Source organism: Paenibacillus sp. J22P218 (assembly GCF_056269195.1).
Window position 1 is genome coordinate 962140 of record NZ_JBWDNL010000001.1, and the last position, 19933, is coordinate 982072.

Sequence of the window (19933 nt, forward strand, 5' to 3'; positions counted from 1 at the left end):
ATGGACAAACCGAATATTTTGTTAATTACGAGCGATCAGCAGCATTGGAATACGATCGGGGCATTCAATCCCGAGATTCGGACGCCTAATCTCGACCGCTTGGTCCGGGAGGGGACGACTTTCGGCAGAGCTTATTGTCCGAGTCCGGTCTGCACGCCGAGCAGATCGTCGGTTATTACGGGAAAATATCCTAGCCAGCATGGCGCTTGGACGCTTGGAACAAAACTGCTGGAGGACCGCCATACGGTAGGGGAGGATTTCCAGGCAAACGGGTACGGGACGGCGCTTATAGGAAAAGCGCATTTTCAGCCATTGAAGGGAACCGACGAATATCCTTCACTCGAAGCGTATCCAATCTTGCAGGATCTGGACTTCTGGGCATCGTTCAACGGTCCTTTCTACGGCTTCGATCATGTGGAGCTGGCGCGCAACCATACGAACGAAGCGCATGTCGGACAGCATTACGTGAATTGGTTGGAGGCGAAGGGCTGCGCGAACTGGCGGGAGTATTTCCTGCCGCCGACCGGCACGATGGATCCCTCCGTTACGCATAAATGGGCGATTCCGGAACAATATCATTACAACAATTGGATCGCGGAACGCACGAACGCAAGGCTTGAGCATTACCGGGAGCAGGAGCAGCCCTTCTTCTTATGGTCGAGCTTCTTCGACCCGCATCCCGATTATTTGGCCCCCGAGCCTTGGGATACGGCCTATGACCCGGAGTCGCTGACGATTCCCGGCGCGGCTTCCGGTGAGCATGACCGCAATCCGCCGCATTTTCGGAAGACGCAGGAGAGCGACCCCGATTTCTCGCATCTATGGGAAACCGGCCATGAAATTCATGGCTACCGTTCGCATCTCGTTCCCGAAGGAGAGCGCAAACGGCTCGTCGCTACTTATTACGGCATGATCAGTCTCATGGACAAGTATATCGGCCAAATTCTGAATAGGCTAGATGAGCTTGGGCTGTCCGACAATACGATCGTCGTCTTTACGACCGATCACGGCCATTTCTTCGGACAGCACGGGCTTCAATATAAAGGCGGTTTTCATTACGAAGATTTGATCAAGCTTCCCTTCCTCGTACGGTATCCGGGCAAAGTGGCTGCAGGGGCGCAGAATCCGGCCATTCAATCGCTGGTTGATCTTGCGCCTACGTTTTTGTCTTTATGCGGCATTCCGATTCCGCCGGCAATGACCGGCGTTGATCAAAGCGAGGTGTGGCTCGGGCTGCGCCCCGAGGCTCGCGACCATGCGCTGTGCGAATTCCGTCACGAACCGACGACGATTCATCAGAAAACGTATGTCGACGCCCGCTATAAGCTGACGGTATACTACCGTCAAACCTATGGCGAATTATTCGATTTGCGGGAGGATCCCGGCGAGCTTAACAATTTATGGGACGATCCGGGTTCCGCCGGACTGAAGACGGAGCTTCTGCTCAAATACGCATGGGCGGAGCTCGGCAAGGAAGCGATGCCGATGCCTCGCATTTGGCATGCTTAATCAGGCGGGAGGCATAGAGTAACTCGCAAGCGAAACAATGTGCCCATACAAAAGGAGATACCCCTAAAAAAGCGAAAGCTTTGGGGGTATCTCCTTTTATAATGGATGGCCTAAAAATCTGATGGATTGGTTGGTTACATCCTTCCCAATCACTTTTAAGATAGTCGTAAGTATTTCGCCTTATCTAACAAGGAAGGAGGATGGACCAATGTCATCTTGGATATGTTTTATCGTGCTTTGTTTAACGTTTGTCGCAGGTCCTTTGCTTATCGTCATAGGGGGAGCTCATGCCATCCGCGAAGATGAGCGAAACCATCGTTCCATCATAGAATCGTAATAAGAATAGGAGGTACAACTATGAATGTTCCGGTAGGCGTATGGATTGCCGCTGCCCTCATTATTATCGTGCTTTCCTGGATGACTTTCTGGGTTACGAACAAAGCCTACTCCAGAAGATGGGAAGACCACGGCCATGAAAACAAAGACGAAACCTAACATCATTTCATTAACGCCCGAAGCGCTGAAGCAAATCGGGCTATCCCCGGACCGATGTCCTCTGGCCTCGGTCTTGCGAATGTGAAACGCACGTAGCCTTTACTGGAGCCGTAGACGCTGCCCGGCACAAAAACGGTTCCTGCTTTAATCGATTCCTCCAGCAGCTTGCCTTCTGGGATATCCGGTTTTAATTTGCACCATAGATGCAACCCGCCGTCCGGCATATGAAAGTCGATAAGGTCAGGCAATTCCTTCTGCAACGATTCGATAAGCAAATCCCGTTTAAACTGCAGTTGAGCACGAAGACGATCCAGTTGCGGAGCGAAATAGGACGATTGAAGAAATTGTCCCGCCACCAGCTGAGGGATGATGCTTAATCCAAAATCCATCTGCTGCCTAGCATCCGCAAGACGATCCACGATGGAGCTAGGCGCTACCATCCACCCGATCCGCAAGCCGGAAGCGGCGATTTTGGAGAACGAGCCGATATAAATTACGGAGCCCATCGTGTCGATTGCTTTCAAAGGCTGAGGTGGCTCGCCTCCATACGAGGTTAGGCTGAATGGATCGTCTTCTACAATAGGCAGGCCAAGCTCGCTTGCCAGATCCAGAACTTGCTTGCGCCTCTCCGTACTTAGTACCGTTCCTGTCGGATTCTGGTAATTCGGATTCAGAAACACCATCTTGATGCGGTGTTTTTTGTGCAAATCGCGAATATCTTCCGGCTGTACGCCTTCATTGTCGACGGGGAGGCGGAATAAACGAAGTCCAGCCGACTGGAACAAAGGCAGCGAATAGCAGTAGGATGGATCTTCTATCGCAACGGCATCGCCGGGAGACAGCAGGCATTGCGTAATTAAATATAACGATTGTTGAGAACCAGATGTGATCAGGATGGACGATTCCGTTGCCTTGATCCCGCGATATCGGTGAAGATAATCAACTAAAGACTGTCTTAATAACATCGAGCCTTGAGGATTGTCGTAACCCAAATAAGCGGTATAATCATGTTTGCTCATTAACGCGGCGATTTCAGCTGTAGGCGCTAAATCAGCCGACAGTTCACCGCTCGCAAAATCGATTAGCGAAGGCTGTTGAGCCAGAGCTTCGCGGATTCTTCGCATAAACGGCAAATTAGGAAGGAAGCTTCCTCCTTCGGCGAATCGGCTCCAGTTAGGCGTATGTTTGGGGGTCGCTCCCCATTTGGACGTACTAACCCGTGTTCCGCTGCCGATCTGGCTTTCGATAATGCCCAAAGCCCGAAGCTCGGCGAAAGCCGATATGATCGTGCTGCGGTTCACTTGAAGCTGCTCGGCCAGCTTCCGTTCCGAGGGAAGCAAGCTGCCGGGAGGGAATTCGCCATAAGCTATCCGTTGCTCCAAATGGTCGGCAATTTGCTCGTAAAGTGCTTTTGTACTGCTCCGATCAAGCTTCCACATCTTATAATCCCCTTGAATAATCAGATCATATAACCCGTTTGTATGATTTCTATCATAACACTTATGTATGAATACTTGGAGGTGGGCGGCATGGGAGCGAAAACGATAATGACCGGCTTTATGTCTGCTTTGCTCGCCTGCACGGGCGGAGCTATCATGATCGTTCAAGCTGCACATACGGCTGGGTTATCTAAGCCCGAGCTCGTCTCGTGGTTCACCTCCGCGTATGTCATCGGAGGACTATTGAATCTGCTGTTGACCTTGAAATATAGAATCCCGTTTGCCGGAGCGCATTCGATTACGGCCACGGCGTTCTTAGGTACGGCTGCTGCGGGCTTCTCCTATTCTGAGCTGGCAGCCGCATTTGTAATGTCGGGAATGCTTATTTTAGCGGCGGGAGTATCCGGATTATTTTCGAAAGTGCTGAACCTTATTCCTAAACCATTAATCGACGCTTTGCTGGCAGGCATTCTGCTCACTTATGTTATTGGAATCGTTCCGGCTGCCGCCAGCTTTCCTTATGCCGGACTGTTGGCCGGAGTCGGCTATTTCTTAATGCCTAGATTGTCCAAAAGACTGCCACCGGTATTATGGTCACTTCTGCTCGGTCTCGTCGGACTCAGCTTCGAATATCATTATCCCGCCTTACCGTATGCCGAGTATATCCCTCCATTATTCGTGATTCCGCACTTCACCATGGAAGGGTTACTGTCGATAGCGGTTCCGATGTCCGTGTTAATCTTGAGCAACGATCTTGCCGTAGCGCTTGCATCGCTCAGAAGCAATCAGTATGATCCCCCCGTGAATAAAGTGTTAACGGCATCCGGATCGGCAAGCATTGTAGCGGGTTTGTTCGGGGGGAACGCTGCTAACGTCGGAGGTTTGATGAGCGCTCTCTGCAGCAGCGCGGAAGCGGGAGTTAAGGAGCATAGATACAAAGCGGCACTCGTGTCGAGCCTGATTGTGATAGGCTTTGGAGCATTGTCATGGAAAGTGATTGATATGATCAATGTCTTGCCGTCTGCATTCGTAACGATAATGACAGGCTTCTCCTTATTAGGCTTGTTTCTTGCGGGGTTAAAAAACGCTTTTTCGGATAAAATGCTGCGTATTCCCGTAATTGTGACCTTCACGATAGCTGTGCTCCATATTCATTTGCTAGGTATCTCAACACCGGTCTGGGCGTTATTGGCCGGCATGGGTATGATGAAGGTGCTCAAGCGATCAAATTCGAAGGAGATCGAAGAGAAGCGAGGTACCGAGGCGTAAAAAAACGTAGTCATAATTTTGAAGGGTCTGCCATTCGGCAGGCCTTTTCTTTATGGATGAAGCTGCAAAAGCAACCAATGACAACGAGCGCAACTAATGACAATGTCTTGCAAATCCTCGCTGGAATGGCATTCCGACGCGATTCTGATCAAGCAGGGACTATCGACGGCAATCAAGGCGCACTCGTATGATGAAGCTGCGGACGAGGAAACGAAAGGATGGAAACAGCATGCTAAAAAGAAATATAACGACAATGCGCGTCAATGCGCCGCGAGCCTCCATGTCGTCGACATTGGCCCGCAGGCTATTGAAGAACCGTTGGCTCTATTTGATGGTTCTTCCGGGTTTATTGTACTTTCTTATTTTCAAATATTGGCCGATGTACGGCATCTTTATCGCTTTTCAAGACTTTCAGCCGTTTCTCGGCTTCTGGGACAGCCCGTTTGTAGGCGTTAAACATTTCGAACGGCTTTTCAGCGATTCCAACTTCATGCTCCTGTTCCGGAATACGCTTCTATTGGCAACGTACAACATCCTGTTTTTTTTCCCGCTGCCGATTATCATCGCGCTTATGCTCAATGAGCTGAGGCAGGAATTCACGAAGCGGATCGTACAAACGCTGGTGTACATCCCGCACTTTATGTCTTGGGTCGTCGTCGTGGGCATTGCCTACATGTTCCTGACGACGGAGGGCGGCATCATGAACGAGCTGTTGGTCCGCTTCGGCGGGGAGAAGATCAACTTTCTCGTAAGCAACGAATGGTTCAGGACGATCATAACGGCCGAGGTCATGTGGAAAGAGACGGGCTGGGGAACGATCATATTCCTTGCGGCTTTGTCAGGCGTAGATCCCCAGCTGTACGAAGCGGCGCGTATGGACGGCGCGAATCGGATCCGTCAATTGTGGCATATTACGCTGCCTGCGATTCGCAGCACCATCGTTATTTTGCTCATCCTGCGTCTGGGCCACTTTCTCGATACGGGCTTCGAACAAATTTTCCTCATGCTTAACGCGATGAACCGAGAGGTCGGAGAAGTGTTCGACACCTATGTCTACTCCGTCGGGATCAGCCAGGGGCAATACAGCTTCAGTACGGCGGTCGGCGTGTTCAAGTCGCTAGTCGGTTTGATCCTCGTCGTCGTTGCGAACCGACTCGCCAAGCGATTCGGCGAAGAAGGCATCTATTAGAAGAAGGAGCGTTGAACAGCCATGCCGATCAAGCAAAGCTGGGGAAGCCGGATATTCGATAGCGTGAACATTACATTGCTGCTTGCATTCGCTTTGATTACCGTCATCCCGTTCATTTATGTCATTGCCGGTTCTTTCGCCACGCAGAAAGAATTGTTGATGCGCGGGTTTATTTTATTCCCTACCGAGTTTTCCTTTGATGCGTACAAGTATATTTTCTCCACCAGAACGCTTGTCAGAAGCTTGCTGGTAACCGTCTACATTACAGTAGCGGGTACGCTGATCAACCTGTTTTTCACTTGCTTAATGGCCTATCCGTTAGCGCGCAAGGACATGGACTTCCGCAAGCCTATCTTGATGCTGATCGTGTTCACGATGCTGTTCAGCGGCGGCATGATCCCGACGTTCCTCGTCGTGAAGGAGCTGGGCATGATCGATTCCTATTGGTCGTTGCTCATCCCGGGCGCGATCAGCGCTTTTAACCTGATTATTATCCGAAACTTCTTCCAACAGTTGCCCGAAAGTTTGGAGGAATCGGCCAAAATCGACGGTTGCAACGATCTCGGCATTTTTATTAGAATCGTGCTTCCGCTCTCCATGCCCGCCATCGCGACGTTCTCGCTCTTTTACGCGGTCGGCCATTGGAATACGTTCTTTAATGCGGTGCTCTACATCAACGACAATACCAAATGGCCGATTCAAGTGCTGCTGCGGCAGATTGTCATCTTGGCTTCGGGAGGCATCGGAGATTCCGCCGCGATGGAATCGGATTATGTCGCTCCGCCGGACCAAGCGGTGAAAATGGCGGTAATCGTGGTATCTACTCTTCCGATCTTGCTTGTATACCCGTTCTTGCAGAAACACTTCGCCAAAGGGGTATTGCTGGGCTCGGTTAAGGGATGAAGATATAATAGAGAAATGGACAAAGGGAGGATGTACGTATGAACAGAAAACATCAGAAAAGAAGATTGGCGAAAGCCGGGGCTTTGCTTGCCGCAATTGCCTTGACCGTAACCGCTTGCGGAGGGAACGAAGAGGGCAATTCGCAAACCGGCGGAAACTCAGGGGGCACGCAAGGGCCGCTTCAATTGACGATGATGCTTCCGACCTACAGTCCGGAGCAAATGCCGGCAGACAGCTCCGTGCTGAAAATGCTGGAGGAAAAGACGGGCGCGAAGCTTAGCGTCTCCTGGGTGCCTTCCTCGACCTACACGGATAAGCTAAGCGCTACCGTGGCCTCCGGCGAGCTGCCGAAAACGTTCGTGGCGCTGGAACCGAAAGCCTCCTATATCGTCAACGCCGCCCGTTCCGGCATGTTTTGGGAGGTAGGGCCGTATCTGGAAAACTACCCGAATCTCAGTAAAATGTCGGAGCTCGTCTTGAACAACGTTTCAATCGACGGGAAAGTGTACGGCTTGTACCGCGAGCGTGATCTCGCGCGCTTCGGGCTGATGATCCGCCAAGACTGGCTGGGCAATCTGGGGATCGAGGCGCCAAAAACCGTAGACGAGCTATACGATACGCTGAAAGCCTTTGCAACGGGAGATCCGGACAAAAACGGCAAACACGACACGATCGGCCTCGCTGTCGGCATGCAAGGAAACAACATTGCCGGCTTCAAAGACATTCTCGTTTATTACGGCGGTCCGAACGAATGGGAGCTTCGGGACGGGAAGCTCGTTCCGTCCCATATGACGCAAGCTTACCTCGATACGATGAAGTTCTATAAGAAGCTGTATGACGAGAAGATCATTAACCAGGACTTCGCGATCGTTCAGGACGGCCGCTCGGTCATGAACAAAGGCCAAGCCGGACTCTGGATCGATAATATGCTCGACGGCAAAAACATCGAGGATAACATCAAGAAAGTAGATCCGAACGCCAAGATCAACTTGCTTAATCGCATCGCGGGCCCTTCCGGCGACAGAACGCGCGCAGGTTCCGGTTATCTGGGCATGTACATGATCCCGAAAACAAGCGTGAAGACGGAAGCCGAACTTCAGCAAATATTGGCTTACTTCGATAAAGTGTCCGAGAAGGACAATCAGAATCTGATGAAATACGGCATTGAAGGGACGCAATATACGCTGGAGAACGGCGCGTATACGCCGAATGCCGATCCGAAGGTCAGAGCCGAAATCACGGACGGCAACCAGTTCATGATTTTGCAGGACGGGGTCGTCAACTACGGGACCGAGCTGGAGCAGCTAAGCACGAAGCTGTTCCAAGACAATGCGACGTTCGCCGTGCCTAACCCGGCCGCGCCGTTTATTTCCAATACGGATATCGAGAAGGGCAAGGAGCTCTCCAAGATCATAGCCGACGCTACCGTGAAATTCATCATGGGCTCGGTCAATGAGGACGATTGGAGCAGCATCGTCGATCAATGGCTGCAAAGCGGCGGCAGCAAAGTAATCGAGGAAATGAACGCCGAATACGCCAAGCTGGCAGGGAAATAAACAACGCCGCCTTGAGATGAGGCGCCAGAATCCGCGTCATGGCTAAATACGGAGTTTTCAAGTACACTTGATTTACTTGTAAGGAAACTACCCATTGGAGGCATTATGAGATTCCGGTCCTCGTCTTATTTATTGAAGCTGATGTTGATGTCTATCTTGATCGGCACGCTTCCGGTCATCGTACTGGGCACGTTCGCCTATTACAACGCATCCCGAACGGTACAGGAGAAAGTAGACGAGAGCAATAAGCTGCTGCTGCAGCAAATGCAAATGCGTGCCGAGCAAACGCTCAGAACGATCGATAATTCGGCTACGCAGCTGCTGCAGTCGCCGATTGTTACAAGCGCTTTCAACCGGGATTTGTCCAATCATGATTTCCAAATGGTTCATGAGCTCTACAAGGGCATCTCGCAGATTCAAACCTATGAGCTTGGGATCAAGGACGTGTTTCTATTCAGCCTGAACAACGATTGGATCGTATCGAGCAACGGCGTTAACGAGTACAGCGATCCGGCGTTCAGACCGGCGCTCGAAGCCTTTTCCCTGAACGCGGCAGGCTCCTTCTGGAGCAGCGGTTCGTCACAGGCCCCGAATTCGTTCCAGTCCGTCTATTTCGTCAAGAAGTATCCGTTCAACTCGCTTCATCCTTCCGGGATCATCTGCGTCGTATTGTCTTCCGATGTAATGAAGGAGCTTGACGCGTTTCTGAACAGCAAATTCGGCAGCGCGTTCATCGTGGACCAGAACGCCAATATTATCGTTCACCGCGACCGCAACCAGCTTGGAAGCAGCACGCGGGATGAGGCTTACCTGAAGTCCTTCGCTGATTCGAAGGAGACGTTAGGGCAATATGCAGCGAAGCGCGACGGAGAGGACGTGACGGTCACCTACCGGAAGTCGGCGTATAACGGCTGGAGCTACGTTTCGGTCATATCCAACGATCAAGTGAACGAACAGAATCAAATAATCGGATGGATTACTTTGCTTGTATGTCTGGTCATTCTGCTGGTGACGCTGGCCGTTGCCTGGTTCGGCACCAAGAAAATGTACAGTCCGATTCAATCGCTGAATTCCAGGCTTACCGGTATTCCTTTCCTGAATGATAGGGAGAAGCCGAGCGGCGAGCTTCAGGTGATCGGCGAACGCGTCGACTACTTGATCCGCAGTCAGTCTCTTATCATGAACAAGCTCAAGGGGCAGCAAATCCAGCTTAAGGAATTTTTTATGCAAAAATTGTTCGGCGGCACGATTCAGCCGGCGGATTTCGTGGAGAAGCTGAGTCTGTACGGCCTGGAGAAGCCATGGCCTTCCATGTGCGTCGTAGCCATACAAATCGATACGCTGAAGGATACGAGATACGAGGAAGGCAATCGGGATTTGCTCATGTTTGCCATCAGCAATATCGTCGGCGAGCTCGTCGTATCCGAGCAGAGGCTGGTGCCGATCGTCAAATCGGATTGCCAAGTGACGCTTATCGGCTCCTCGAAGACGGGAGAGCCCTTCAAAGAGCAGATTTTCAACCTATCGGATGAAATTCAGAAGGCGATTCATCAGTACTTGGATATTAAAGTAAGCATCGGAATCAGCCGTCGGTTCGAATCGTTCGCGGAAACCCAGCAGGCGCTCCATGAAGCGATGACATCGCTTAAAGTCAGAGTAGGACTCGGTCAGGAATCGATTTTGTTCATCGAGGACGTGCAGCCGCAGAAGAGCAGTCCGAGCCGATTCCCGATAGCGGGAGAGCAAGCACTGCTCGATGCGATCCGCGCCGGGAACGCGGAGCAAGCGGAGACTGCTTTGAGGCAGTTGATCGGAGAGCTGTTCCAGCCGCATGCGCAGCATCGGGATTACCAGCTGTCCCTCCTGCGGCTCCTGATCGATCTTCTTAAGTTCGGGCAGGAATTGTCCATCCCGATGGACCGTATTCCGGAAGATGAAGCCTCGTTGATTCAATCGTTGTTCAGGCTACGGAACTTGCGGGAGATGGAGCAGTGGTTCTTGTCGATATTCGTACTTCCTTACATTCAAGAATTGGATACCCGCCGCGATTCCCAGTTTAAGCTTATTTCCGAGGCGGTCATCGATATGATTACGCGGGAATTCGATTCCGGACTGACGCTGGAGGAATGCGCTGCGCGCATCAGTTACCACCCGCATTATGTGAGCAGAGTGTTTCGGCAGGAGACCGGTATAAATTTCGGTGACTATTTATCGAAGCACAGGATCGACATGGCTAAGAAATGGCTAAAGGAGTCCGACCTAAAGATTGTAGAGATCGCCGAGCGGCTGCAGTATAACAACTCCGCAAACTTTATTCGCTCCTTCCGGAAGATGGTAGGCATGACACCGGGGCAGTATCGCGAAGAGGCTTAAGGAGCTTGCTGCCTGTTGGCGGAGCGGGATTACCGAAAGAAGCGCACCTTACTGCCTCATTGTAAGGTGCTCTTCTGCGTTCAATTCCTATCTTATTTCGCCTTTCATATTGGCAGACAAGGCGGCTTCCCTTGCGGCATTGTGGGCAAGTCTATGCAAGTAGTTGTTTTTCTTGTGTTTGCCCATATACTTGATTCGAATGTCGACCTCGGGGAACAGGCGATTGAGATGGGCTAGATAGGCAAGCAATTCGTTTCTGCCTTGCTCGTCATGCGGATGCGCGAAGCGGTCCTGTGCAAGGATACGCAAAATACGGCTGCAATCGGTAAAAACGACAGCCGTTTTCGGCCGAAGCTCCAATAAGGCCTCGGATAGGGTTTCAAGGCTTAGCACGATGGCCTGCATTTCGCCGTAGTTCGAACCTTGATCCCGCACGAATGGCAGCTTTTTAGACGATATCATTACGGTTCGGCTATATACCGCGCAGCAAGCTGCTCCGTAATCGTTTCGCGCAGCGAAACCTGCATAATCGCAGTAAAGGAACATCGTTCCTTTATTCACGATATGTTGCCGCAGACTAGGGCTCGCGAGAGCTTTTTTGATCAACCGGTCCTTGTTTGCATCCATGAGCGCATCTCCTATACATAGTCGGTACAGAGCGTTATTGAATATGCGATCAGGATAAACCGAAAGGCTGACATTTAAACCGCAAGAAATCATTTATGTTCAAAGCACCAGGTGAATAGGGAGGAATATGACCGCTTATTCGTGAATACTTCGTAATATGGAAAATGCGAAAAGGTGAATGGATATGATGGAATTTGATAAAGCGGCGTCCGAGACGCATCAGGCGGAAGGACTGCTGAGAACGAAGCTCTATTTGCCCGATAGTTCCCCTTCACATATAGCGCGCGACAGATTGAATCAACAGCTTGAACGTTCACGGGGTGCTCGTCTTACAACGGTTGTCGCACCGCCCGGGTTCGGCAAGTCGACGCTTGTAAGCAGCTGGATTCGGCAAACCGGGCTGAGGAACGGTTGGGTGTCCCTGGATGCCAGGGACAATGATCCGCTGCGATTTTGGCGTTATTTGCGTGCCGCAGTGGAGCAGACGCTCCATATTAATCTATCTGGGGACCTCGGAGGGATCGAATCTCCTGAGAGGCTATCGGCACAACTGCTGAATACGTTAATAGAATTATCGCAACAAGACGAGCCTTTGATGTTAGTCCTCGATGATTATCATGTGATTACAACCGAATACATACACGAGTCGATGTACGATTGGCTGATCAACTTGCCCTCATCGGTGCACCTGATGTTAATCAGCCGGCATGAAATCCCAATTCCGCTAGGCGCTTTGCGGGTCAATGGAAGACTGAATGAGCTTAGTCTATCGGATCTGCGTTTCACTGATGCAGAGATAGATTCTTATTGGAACAAACAGACTGGTGCCCCTCCGGATCGCATGACCCATGGCCATCTCGTTCGTAATACGGAAGGGTGGGCAGCGATGCTGCAGCTTTCGGCACTGTCCTATTCTAGTGGATCATTAGGCGGCGTGATCAAGCCGCTGACCGGACGCAATCGGCATGTGGCCGATTATTTAATGGAAGAAGTATTCAGTCATATGACTGAAGAGACGAAGCGATTCTTGTTCCAGACTTCGATACTTGATCGATTATGCCCTTCTTTGTGCAGTGCTGTTATGAATGAACCCGATACGAGAGACAAAATGCAGCAGCTCGTGCGCCGGGGTTTGTTTCTGATTCCCCTTGATGATGAACGAGAGTGGTATCGGTATCATCATCTGTTCGCGGATTTCCTGCGCGTCAAACTTCAGGACGAAGACCAAGCAGCGATCGCGTTGTTGCACGGCCGAGCGGCTGCATGGTATGAACGACACGGCTTCCTGGAGGAAGCCATTGAGCATGCGCTATCTGCTAATGAGGAGAGCAGGGCGTCCACATGGATCCAGCAGCATGCCCATGTCTGGTTGAAGGGAAGAGAGACGGCCATGCTTCGCCGCTGGCTGGAGCGGTTGTCTGCGGATACCGTGAATGAGCCGGGCAATCTGCTGCTTTCGCTCTGGATTGATCTGATGGATGGAAGGACGGCATTGGCCGAGGTCCTGCTCCGCCAGCTTAATACGGCATTAGAGAGTATGAAAGCAGATCCGCTCACCTCGGGATTCGTCCGCATGCGGGAAGAGGTCCGTATTATCGAGAACTTTCATTCGGTCATGAGCGGCAACTTCGATCGGGCGCTTGCCCTTATTCAAGAGTACGGGGAGAGAGAAGACTTGCCTGATCCCGAGACCCCGCTGCTGCTTAGTCTAGGACTTGAACTTAACGAAGGAACGGTACCCTTTATTCGAGGTAAATTCGGATTTAACGGCCGGATTGATTATGCGGAGAGCTATCATCGCGCCTACGGTGAATTTATCGAGAAGAACGGTATGCATGAAAGTACCTTTACATCCTACCAGCAGACGGCAATGGCCGAGATTTGTTATTTGAACAACGAGCTGCCGCTCGCGCGAAGTTATGCAGAAGAAGGACTACGGTTGGGCAAAAAATTCGGTGTAGTCGGTTCTTACGTTCCATCTGTACTCCTATTATCGAATATTCTGATCGCGGAACGGCGTATTCAAGCATCGCTTGATCTCATAATCGATGCGATGGAGCATTTGCGCACTCAACATCAGCAAACTTCGACCTGGTATAACATGCTTGCAGCAAAGACGGCTCTGCTTGAGCTTCAATTAGGGAACACGCAATTTGCGCGTAATTGGGCCGATGAGCGCAAACGGAAATCGGCAAGAGGGACTGTTTCTAGCAGTGACTTGTTCCCTAACGATGAAGATTTCATTTATATTCAGATCTTAATAGGATTAGGAGATTGGGAAGAAGCCTATGAACGAGCGCTTGATGCAAGGACTTTCGCAGCCAAACGAGACAATCCATTAAGCGAGCTCCAGGCGCTTCTCCAGCTTAGCGAGCTGCACGCGAACCGGAACCATTCGGTTGAGAGCGGACGTCTGCTGTTTTCAGCGGTTCGGGTTGGTTGCCGGCATGATTGCATCCGGCCGTTTCTGGACGCGGGACCTGCTATTATGCAGCGTCTGGGCAAATATGAGACGGTTTCTTCACTTACCTCCGTGTGGTCCGACAAAGAACGGGCTTTTATCCAAATGCTCGGTCGTCATTCGGGAACTGCCGGACAGGGGGATATGCAGGCCGTCACCAAAGTGTCCATAGATGCCCTAACTGCGAGAGAGAGGGAGGTATTGCTCCTCATGGCGCAGGGGTTATCGAATAAAGCCATTGCAGCGGAACTTGTTCTGACGGAAGGTACCGTGAAGCTTCATCTTCACCGGGTGTATAGCAAGCTTCAGGCGCAGGGCCGGGTACAAGCTATCCGTATTGCGGAGAATAGCGGGCTGCTCGGCAAGTTATAACCTTCTTCTATATCTTTCGATAGACGCTGACCATACATATACGGAGGTATGATGGGGGCATAGCGAAAGCGAGGAGGAGAAATGACGTTGAGAACGGATTACGATATCATTATTGTCGGCGCTCGAATTGCGGGAGCGACGCTAGCGTATGAGCTGGGGCGTGCCGGTTATGATGTGCTGCTCGTCGATAAAGGACATTTTCCAAGTGACGTGTTGTCCACCCATAATGTATTCAATAATTCACTCGCGATATTAAGAGAGATGGGGGTATTGGATAAGCTGCTCGCCACGGGGACTCCGACTTATAAGCGGGCCTATGTACAGCTAGAGGATGCCGTCATTGAAGGGACTTTTCCCGAGGTGAATGGAGAATTAGAATGCCTATGCATTCGTCGGACCCATTTGGACCATATATTATTCGAGCATGCTTGTTCGCTGGATCGCGTCCATGCTCTGCAACAGTTTCGGGTGACCGGGCTGCTGCGCGATGGTGAGATTGTGAATGGTATCGAGGGCGTGCATCCCAGTGGAGATGCCGTGCAATACAGGGCCAAGCTTGTCGTAGGCGCGGACGGCAGACGGTCAACGATACGCGCATTGGCTGGGAGCAAATGCTTGACGTCAACGCCTACCGACTTTGCTTCTTATGTCGGTTACTTCAAAGGATTTCGTCAAGATGATGGTCCTTGTTCGGAATTTTATAAGCTAGGGGAATATATCGCGATCATGTTCCCGACGAGTGATCAGCTTCATGTTGTCGGATTGATGTTTCCGTTTACGAACACGGACTTGCTCAGCCGTATGAAGGAAAATGCGGAGACGGGCTTCCAAGAAGCCATTCAGACCGGTTTCGGAGAAACATCCTTTGCCCAGAGACTGGGGGAAGCCGAGGCTGCGGGGCCGATTCGGGGGTTGCTCGGTTATGACAACGATTGGCATGAAGCAATGGGCAAAGGGTGGGCTTTGATAGGCGATGCCCTTACGTTCAAGGATCCTGCGGTCGGGCAGGGCATGCATGATGCCATGTATAGCGCCCGAATGCTGAAGGAGGTTCTTGTCCGGCACGGGCTGGAGAACTTCGAATGGGAAAAGATGGCGTCGCATTATGAAAGCGAGCTGACGAGCAAGTTTCAACCAATGTTCGGATTAGCTTGCGAAATGACTCGCAATGTTCCATATACGCATGAGCAAAATGCAGTCAATCGTATCATCGCCGCTCATCCCAAGGCAACAAGCGTTTTCCTCGGCATGTATAATCATGCGAACGAGCCTGCTGAGCTTGGAAGACTGATTGGTGAAATGCTGTCAAATCCTATTGTACAGGAGTAACTGTAATTCTGGGAAACGATGACATTAGCGATACAGATGAGGAAAGCCCCGAGATCCTGCTAGAAACAGGAGCTTGGGGCTTTCCTCGTTGTTCAAGAGTGCTCGCCTACTTGGCTGTGGAGCTTGTCGGCGGCTTGCTGCTGCCGGTACTGCCCCGGGGTGAGACCTGTGCGGGTTTTGAATATTTTATTGAAGTAGCTTACGTTCGCATAGCCGATTTCCTTGCATATCTCCTCGATGGAAAGTCCTAACTGCTGGAGCAGCTCCATGGCCCGTTTGATGCGGAGCTGGATCAAATAATCGCCGACGGTCATTCCCGTGGATTCCTTGAAAATGCGGCTCAGATAGGAGGAACTGCGCTGCACATGTTCGGCTACCGTATCCACGGAAATGTTTTTGTTGAAGTTCGCATCCATATAATCGGTCGCCAACTGCAAGGTCACGTCGGTCATCTTGGAGCGTTTCTCCCGATGATAGTCGATAATCCGGTCGCACATTTCCACGAGGCAATGCTCCATATCGTACAGCGTCTCGGCGCGTGCCAGCACTTCCGTATAAGCCGCCCGGTCGCCGAATACGGCGGACATATCGCCCCTTGTCTGAACGAGCGTTTTCACGATTTCTCCGCTCAGCTGGAAGAACAACTGCTGGATGTTCGCCTTGCCCAGCTTCTTGTCGATCGCGGTCTGCGTGATTTGGCGGATCGTCTTGAAGCATTCCTCCTTATCCGTCTGCAGCAGCGCTTGCTGCAGCTTCGTCTCCAGCTCATACGGATAATAATAAGCCTCTTCCTCCGCCTTCCAATCTTCAATGATAGCGTACGGAAGTATTTCGCCTTTGCCGATGTACATTTTCAAATTCAGCGCTTCAATCGTATCCCCATAAGCCGAGCGGACCGACTGTTCCCCCGTGTAGATCCGGCTGACGGCGATCGTAACGGATATGCCATACCGGGAAAGCACATGCTGCTTCAGCTTCTTGGCCTGCTCCAGCGGATATTCGTCTGCCTCCATGGGAACGGTGAGAAGTATGACCGTCCGCTTGTCGTCCTTGGCGAACACCTCTCCATCGATATCCGCGCCAAGCTCATCCATAAGCCCGTATCGCAAAAGATGAAAATGGAAGATGCCTTCGCTGCCCTTCACCGGATAAGGCTCCTCAAGCTCGAGCGTCAGCATGGCATACCGGTCCCAATCAAGTCGCAGTCCCAGCAATTCCGCCGCCTGATTTGCTGCGCCTTCGGGACTGCGTTCACCGTCGTTTCCGCTTTGAATGAGATCGTTCAGGTATTTCTCTTTAATGGCCGTGCGGTTATCGGTAAGCAGGGAATCGACCTGCCGCTTCTCCTTCATCAGCGTCTCCCAATTGCGGATCATCTGGTCGAAGCGATGACGGATGAAGCCTGCTTCGTCGCCCGCCGGAACAGACGAGCCGGTCTCGTCGCGCCGGCTGTCTTCGGAAGCGCCGATATAAGAGATGACGCTTTGAAGCGGCCGGTACAATCTTCTGGATAAATAGAAGGAAATCGCGATAGCGGCAATCAAGTAAACCGCCGCAACGGTGGCGACGATGGTTTTGATCCGGTCCATCCCTTGCAGCAGAACGGAACGCTCCGTAATGTCGACGAACCGCCAGCCGGTCAGCTCCGAGGTCGTATAGGAGACGATTCGGTCGGAATCGTCGATGTAGGAGCCGCTTTCGGCGCTTAGCTTGCCGAGGTCAATCCGTTGATGCAGAGACTCGCCGGCAGCGGGCTCCGCATCGGAATAGAGCAGCTCGGAGTCCGGCCCCAAGACGAGGGTCGTACCTTTTTTGTTATGGTAGTGGCTTAAGTAGTCGTCGAACAGCAAATCCAGCTTCAAATTGATGACGATGGCGCCGTTCACTTGACCGATCAGAGGCATTTTCTGAAGCAAGGTGGCGGCGGGATGATCCGGCGCGAAGCCGTTCGGCCGACCCGTGATCCACGTCGTTCGGCTTTCCGATTGCTTGCTCCATATATCCAGCCAAGAGCGGTCCGCGAAGGTGGATATGGGAGACGTCTTGATTTCGGGACGGGACGTCAGGACAAGCTCCAGCGGAGCGTAATATAAATAGATGGAGTCGATGTAAGGACTTATTTTTTTCTGCTCTTCCACGAACCCAGTCAAATCAATTAGGGAGCTGACGCTTAATTTGCTCCCTTTCGTCTGGTACAGGTACGACTGGGTCGCGATCATGCCGGTCGCATTATATTTAATAGCGGTCAGCTCCTTGTGAATGAGCTCCTGCTGCTGCGTCAGGATGGATTCATTGTACGCGATGGCGTTCTGGATGCTGTTGTCCGCCGAGATCGAATAGGTGACCGTGGCAATGAGCGCGACGGTGATGACGGCAATGGCGGTCAAGGTAAGAAGCAGCTTGACGAACATCGTGTTATGCTTGATCGAACGGTTTCCCGGCATCGCATTCACTCTCCTGTGATCTCGGTTGGTTGCGCTTACATTTTCGAAAGTCATTTAGTGGCGCCAATAGGGGAATTATAGCACAGATGCGCGGAGCGGGAAGCGGATGCCCGAAAAACATACGAAAAACGGAAAAACATAATTCGGTTAAATCAGCCGATAACGCCAAAAACATAAAAAAGGAGCGAAAGAAAGGATTGTGAACGCCGCCGGAGAAGGCTATCGTAAATATTGTAACCGCTCCCATTACCCGGCCGGGAGCAAGAGCGAGGATGCGGTCATCATACCGAATGCATAGGGGGAGATTCTTTTGCAATTTAGACGGAACAAATTAAGCAGTGCCTTAATGGCAGCTATCGTGGCGGTCGGCTTATTGGCAGGCTGCAGCTCCAACGCAAACGACACTACTAATAATACGAACAATCCAAATGTGAGCCCGAACCCAAGCAGCACAGACGAAGCAGCGGCGGAGCCGGTGGAAATTACATGGGGCATCCACTTTCAAGCTGTCGGAGTCGTAGAGAACTCCCAGGTTCAGAAGTGGCTGGAAGAGAAGTTCAACGTGAAGATCAAGCCCGTGAAGGTGACGGATGCGAGCATCGCTTCCGGCGACATACCCGACATCTTCATGCTGGGCGACCCGGCCAACGTGGCGGCGTACCAGAATCAAGGCGTGCTCATGAGCATCGATCCGAACATGTTAAAGGAGAAAATGCCCGAGTATTACACCGATATCGAGAAAAACAGCAAGCTGTTCCAAACCGTTACGTTCAATAACGAGCTATGGGCGATTCCGATGTTCATCGATCTGAAGCCTTATGACCTGGCGATGCTCTGGCGCAAGGATTGGCTGGATCAAGTCGGCATCACGAAAGTACCGGAGACGCTCGACGAGTTCGAGCAGGCGGTGTACGCATTCGCGCAGAAAGACCCTGACAACAATGGCCAAAAAGATACGTACGGTTTGACCGGTACGGCAACGTCCACCTGGTCTTCCGGCTTCTATTCGATCTTCGGGGCGTTCGGCGTGGAGCCCACGATGTGGCATGAGAAGAACGGAGAGATCGTCAACGGCTCCGTCATGCCGGAGACGAAGGAAGCATTGGCTAAGCTGCGTCAATGGTATGCGGACGGCGTCATCGACCCTGAATTCATTACGGATACGCAGGATTCGTACCGCAAGAAGCTGTACAATAACCGGATCGGCGTCATCGAGGAGCAGATTGCCAAAGGCGCGCTTCCGGAATCCGGTACCGTGACGGAGATGAAGTCCTTGAATCCGGAATCGGAGCTCGTATTCGCGAAAAATCCGGTAGGCCCCGGCGGCGACGGCTCATGGGATTGGGGAGTGAAGAGCAACTTTGTCGTCATCGGCAATAAGGTGAAGGACCAGCCGGAGAAGCTCGCGAAGCTGTTCGAAATCTTGCGCGCGCAAAGCAGCGACGAAGAAACGATCAATATGACGACCCTTGGATTGAAGGGGACGCATTGGGATTTCGCGGAGAGCGGAGCGACTTCCGGCGCTACCAAGTTCTTGTCCAGCTTCGAGAAGCAGGAGCAGCGCGACCAAGAAGGCATCCGTCTGTTCTCCCTCGGCAACATTACGACGCAAGCGTACCGCCAGAAGTATTCCAATCCGAAGCTGAATGAAGCGATCGGGACGTATTCGTCCGCGCCGGGGCATACCGATGCGCTGTTGTTCTCGGCATTGCCGTCCGACGGGAAATACAAGAGCGATCTGACCTCGCTGATGCAGAAATATTTTGCCCAAATTATTAGCGGCGAAATTGCGCTCGAAGAATTCGATAAGTTCGTCACGGAATGGAAGGCAAGAGGCGGCGACGAGCTGACGAAGGAAGCGAACGAGATGTACCAGGCGCAATTCAAAAAATAACCGATTCCGCCGACCCGCAAGGGCTGGTTAAGGCTTACGGCTCTTGCGGATAAGGCGGCGAAGGTTCAAGGAA

General features: G+C 51.7%; 14 protein-coding genes. 11 read left to right on the forward strand and 3 right to left on the reverse strand.

The annotated features are described in order from the left end of the window. The 3 genes from AC0YN0_RS03980 to AC0YN0_RS03990 all read left to right on the forward strand — a co-directional run bounded on the left by AC0YN0_RS03980 (nt 1) and on the right by AC0YN0_RS03990 (nt 2004). A complete protein-coding gene (locus AC0YN0_RS03980; protein WP_475820103.1) occupies nt 1–1509 on the forward strand; it encodes a sulfatase family protein in 1509 nt (502 codons plus the stop codon). Nucleotides 1510–1717: 208 nt separating this feature from the next. Beyond that, a complete protein-coding gene (locus AC0YN0_RS03985) occupies nt 1718–1846 on the forward strand; it encodes a hypothetical protein (protein WP_442050002.1) in 129 nt (42 codons plus the stop codon). A gap of 20 nt (nt 1847–1866) precedes the next feature. Beyond that, nucleotides 1867–2004 (forward strand): hypothetical protein, encoded by a 138-nt coding sequence (locus AC0YN0_RS03990; RefSeq protein WP_442050001.1) that lies wholly within the window; start codon nt 1867–1869, stop codon nt 2002–2004. A gap of 2 nt (nt 2005–2006) precedes the next feature. Here AC0YN0_RS03990 and pdxR read toward each other — a convergent pair whose 3' ends face one another. Then, a complete protein-coding gene (gene pdxR, locus AC0YN0_RS03995) occupies nt 2007–3443 on the reverse strand; it encodes a MocR-like pyridoxine biosynthesis transcription factor PdxR (protein ID WP_475820104.1) in 1437 nt (478 codons plus the stop codon). Between the two features lie 90 nt (nt 3444–3533). On the opposite strand from pdxR, the gene AC0YN0_RS04000 reads away from it, so the two are divergent. The 5 genes from AC0YN0_RS04000 to AC0YN0_RS04020 all read left to right on the forward strand — a co-directional run bounded on the left by AC0YN0_RS04000 (nt 3534) and on the right by AC0YN0_RS04020 (nt 10733). Beyond that, nucleotides 3534–4712 (forward strand): benzoate/H(+) symporter BenE family transporter, encoded by a 1179-nt coding sequence (locus AC0YN0_RS04000; protein ID WP_475820105.1) that lies wholly within the window; start codon nt 3534–3536, stop codon nt 4710–4712. A 280-nt stretch (nt 4713–4992) separates the two neighbouring features. Next, entirely contained in the window at nt 4993–5901 is a 909-nt protein-coding gene (locus AC0YN0_RS04005) for an ABC transporter permease (RefSeq protein ID WP_475820892.1), read from the forward strand. A gap of 21 nt (nt 5902–5922) precedes the next feature. Further along, nucleotides 5923–6804 (forward strand): carbohydrate ABC transporter permease, encoded by an 882-nt coding sequence (locus AC0YN0_RS04010; protein ID WP_475820106.1) that lies wholly within the window; start codon nt 5923–5925, stop codon nt 6802–6804. A gap of 38 nt (nt 6805–6842) precedes the next feature. Next, nucleotides 6843–8360: an extracellular solute-binding protein gene (locus AC0YN0_RS04015; RefSeq protein ID WP_475820107.1), complete on the forward strand. Its 1518-nt coding sequence runs from the start codon at nt 6843–6845 to the stop codon at nt 8358–8360. A gap of 105 nt (nt 8361–8465) precedes the next feature. Beyond that, the gene (locus AC0YN0_RS04020; protein WP_475820108.1) at nt 8466–10733 is read left to right on the forward strand and encodes a helix-turn-helix domain-containing protein; all 2268 of its coding nucleotides are present in this window, start codon (nt 8466–8468) and stop codon (nt 10731–10733) included. A gap of 87 nt (nt 10734–10820) precedes the next feature. Here AC0YN0_RS04020 and AC0YN0_RS04025 read toward each other — a convergent pair whose 3' ends face one another. Next, nucleotides 10821–11360 (reverse strand): hypothetical protein, encoded by a 540-nt coding sequence (locus tag AC0YN0_RS04025; protein WP_475820109.1) that lies wholly within the window; start codon nt 11358–11360, stop codon nt 10821–10823. Nucleotides 11361–11544: 184 nt separating this feature from the next. Here AC0YN0_RS04025 and AC0YN0_RS04030 point away from each other — a divergent pair, with 184 nt between their 5' ends. Together AC0YN0_RS04030 and AC0YN0_RS04035 are read left to right on the forward strand one after the other, a co-directional pair. Next, a complete protein-coding gene (locus AC0YN0_RS04030; protein ID WP_475820110.1) occupies nt 11545–14193 on the forward strand; it encodes a winged helix-turn-helix domain-containing protein in 2649 nt (882 codons plus the stop codon). A gap of 81 nt (nt 14194–14274) precedes the next feature. Continuing rightward, nucleotides 14275–15522 carry an NAD(P)/FAD-dependent oxidoreductase gene (locus AC0YN0_RS04035; protein ID WP_475820111.1) on the forward strand — a complete coding sequence of 416 codons (1248 nt, stop codon included), beginning with the start codon at nt 14275–14277 and terminating at the stop codon, nt 15520–15522. 92 nt (nt 15523–15614) lie between these two features. On the opposite strand, the gene AC0YN0_RS04040 is transcribed toward AC0YN0_RS04035, so the two are convergent. After that, entirely contained in the window at nt 15615–17966 is a 2352-nt protein-coding gene (locus AC0YN0_RS04040) for a helix-turn-helix domain-containing protein (protein ID WP_475820112.1), read from the reverse strand. Nucleotides 17967–18276: 310 nt separating this feature from the next. Between AC0YN0_RS04040 and AC0YN0_RS04045 the strand changes: the two genes are divergently transcribed. Further along, entirely contained in the window at nt 18277–19860 is a 1584-nt protein-coding gene (locus AC0YN0_RS04045; RefSeq protein WP_475820113.1) for an extracellular solute-binding protein, read from the forward strand. The last annotated feature ends 73 nt before the right edge of the window (nt 19861–19933 follow it).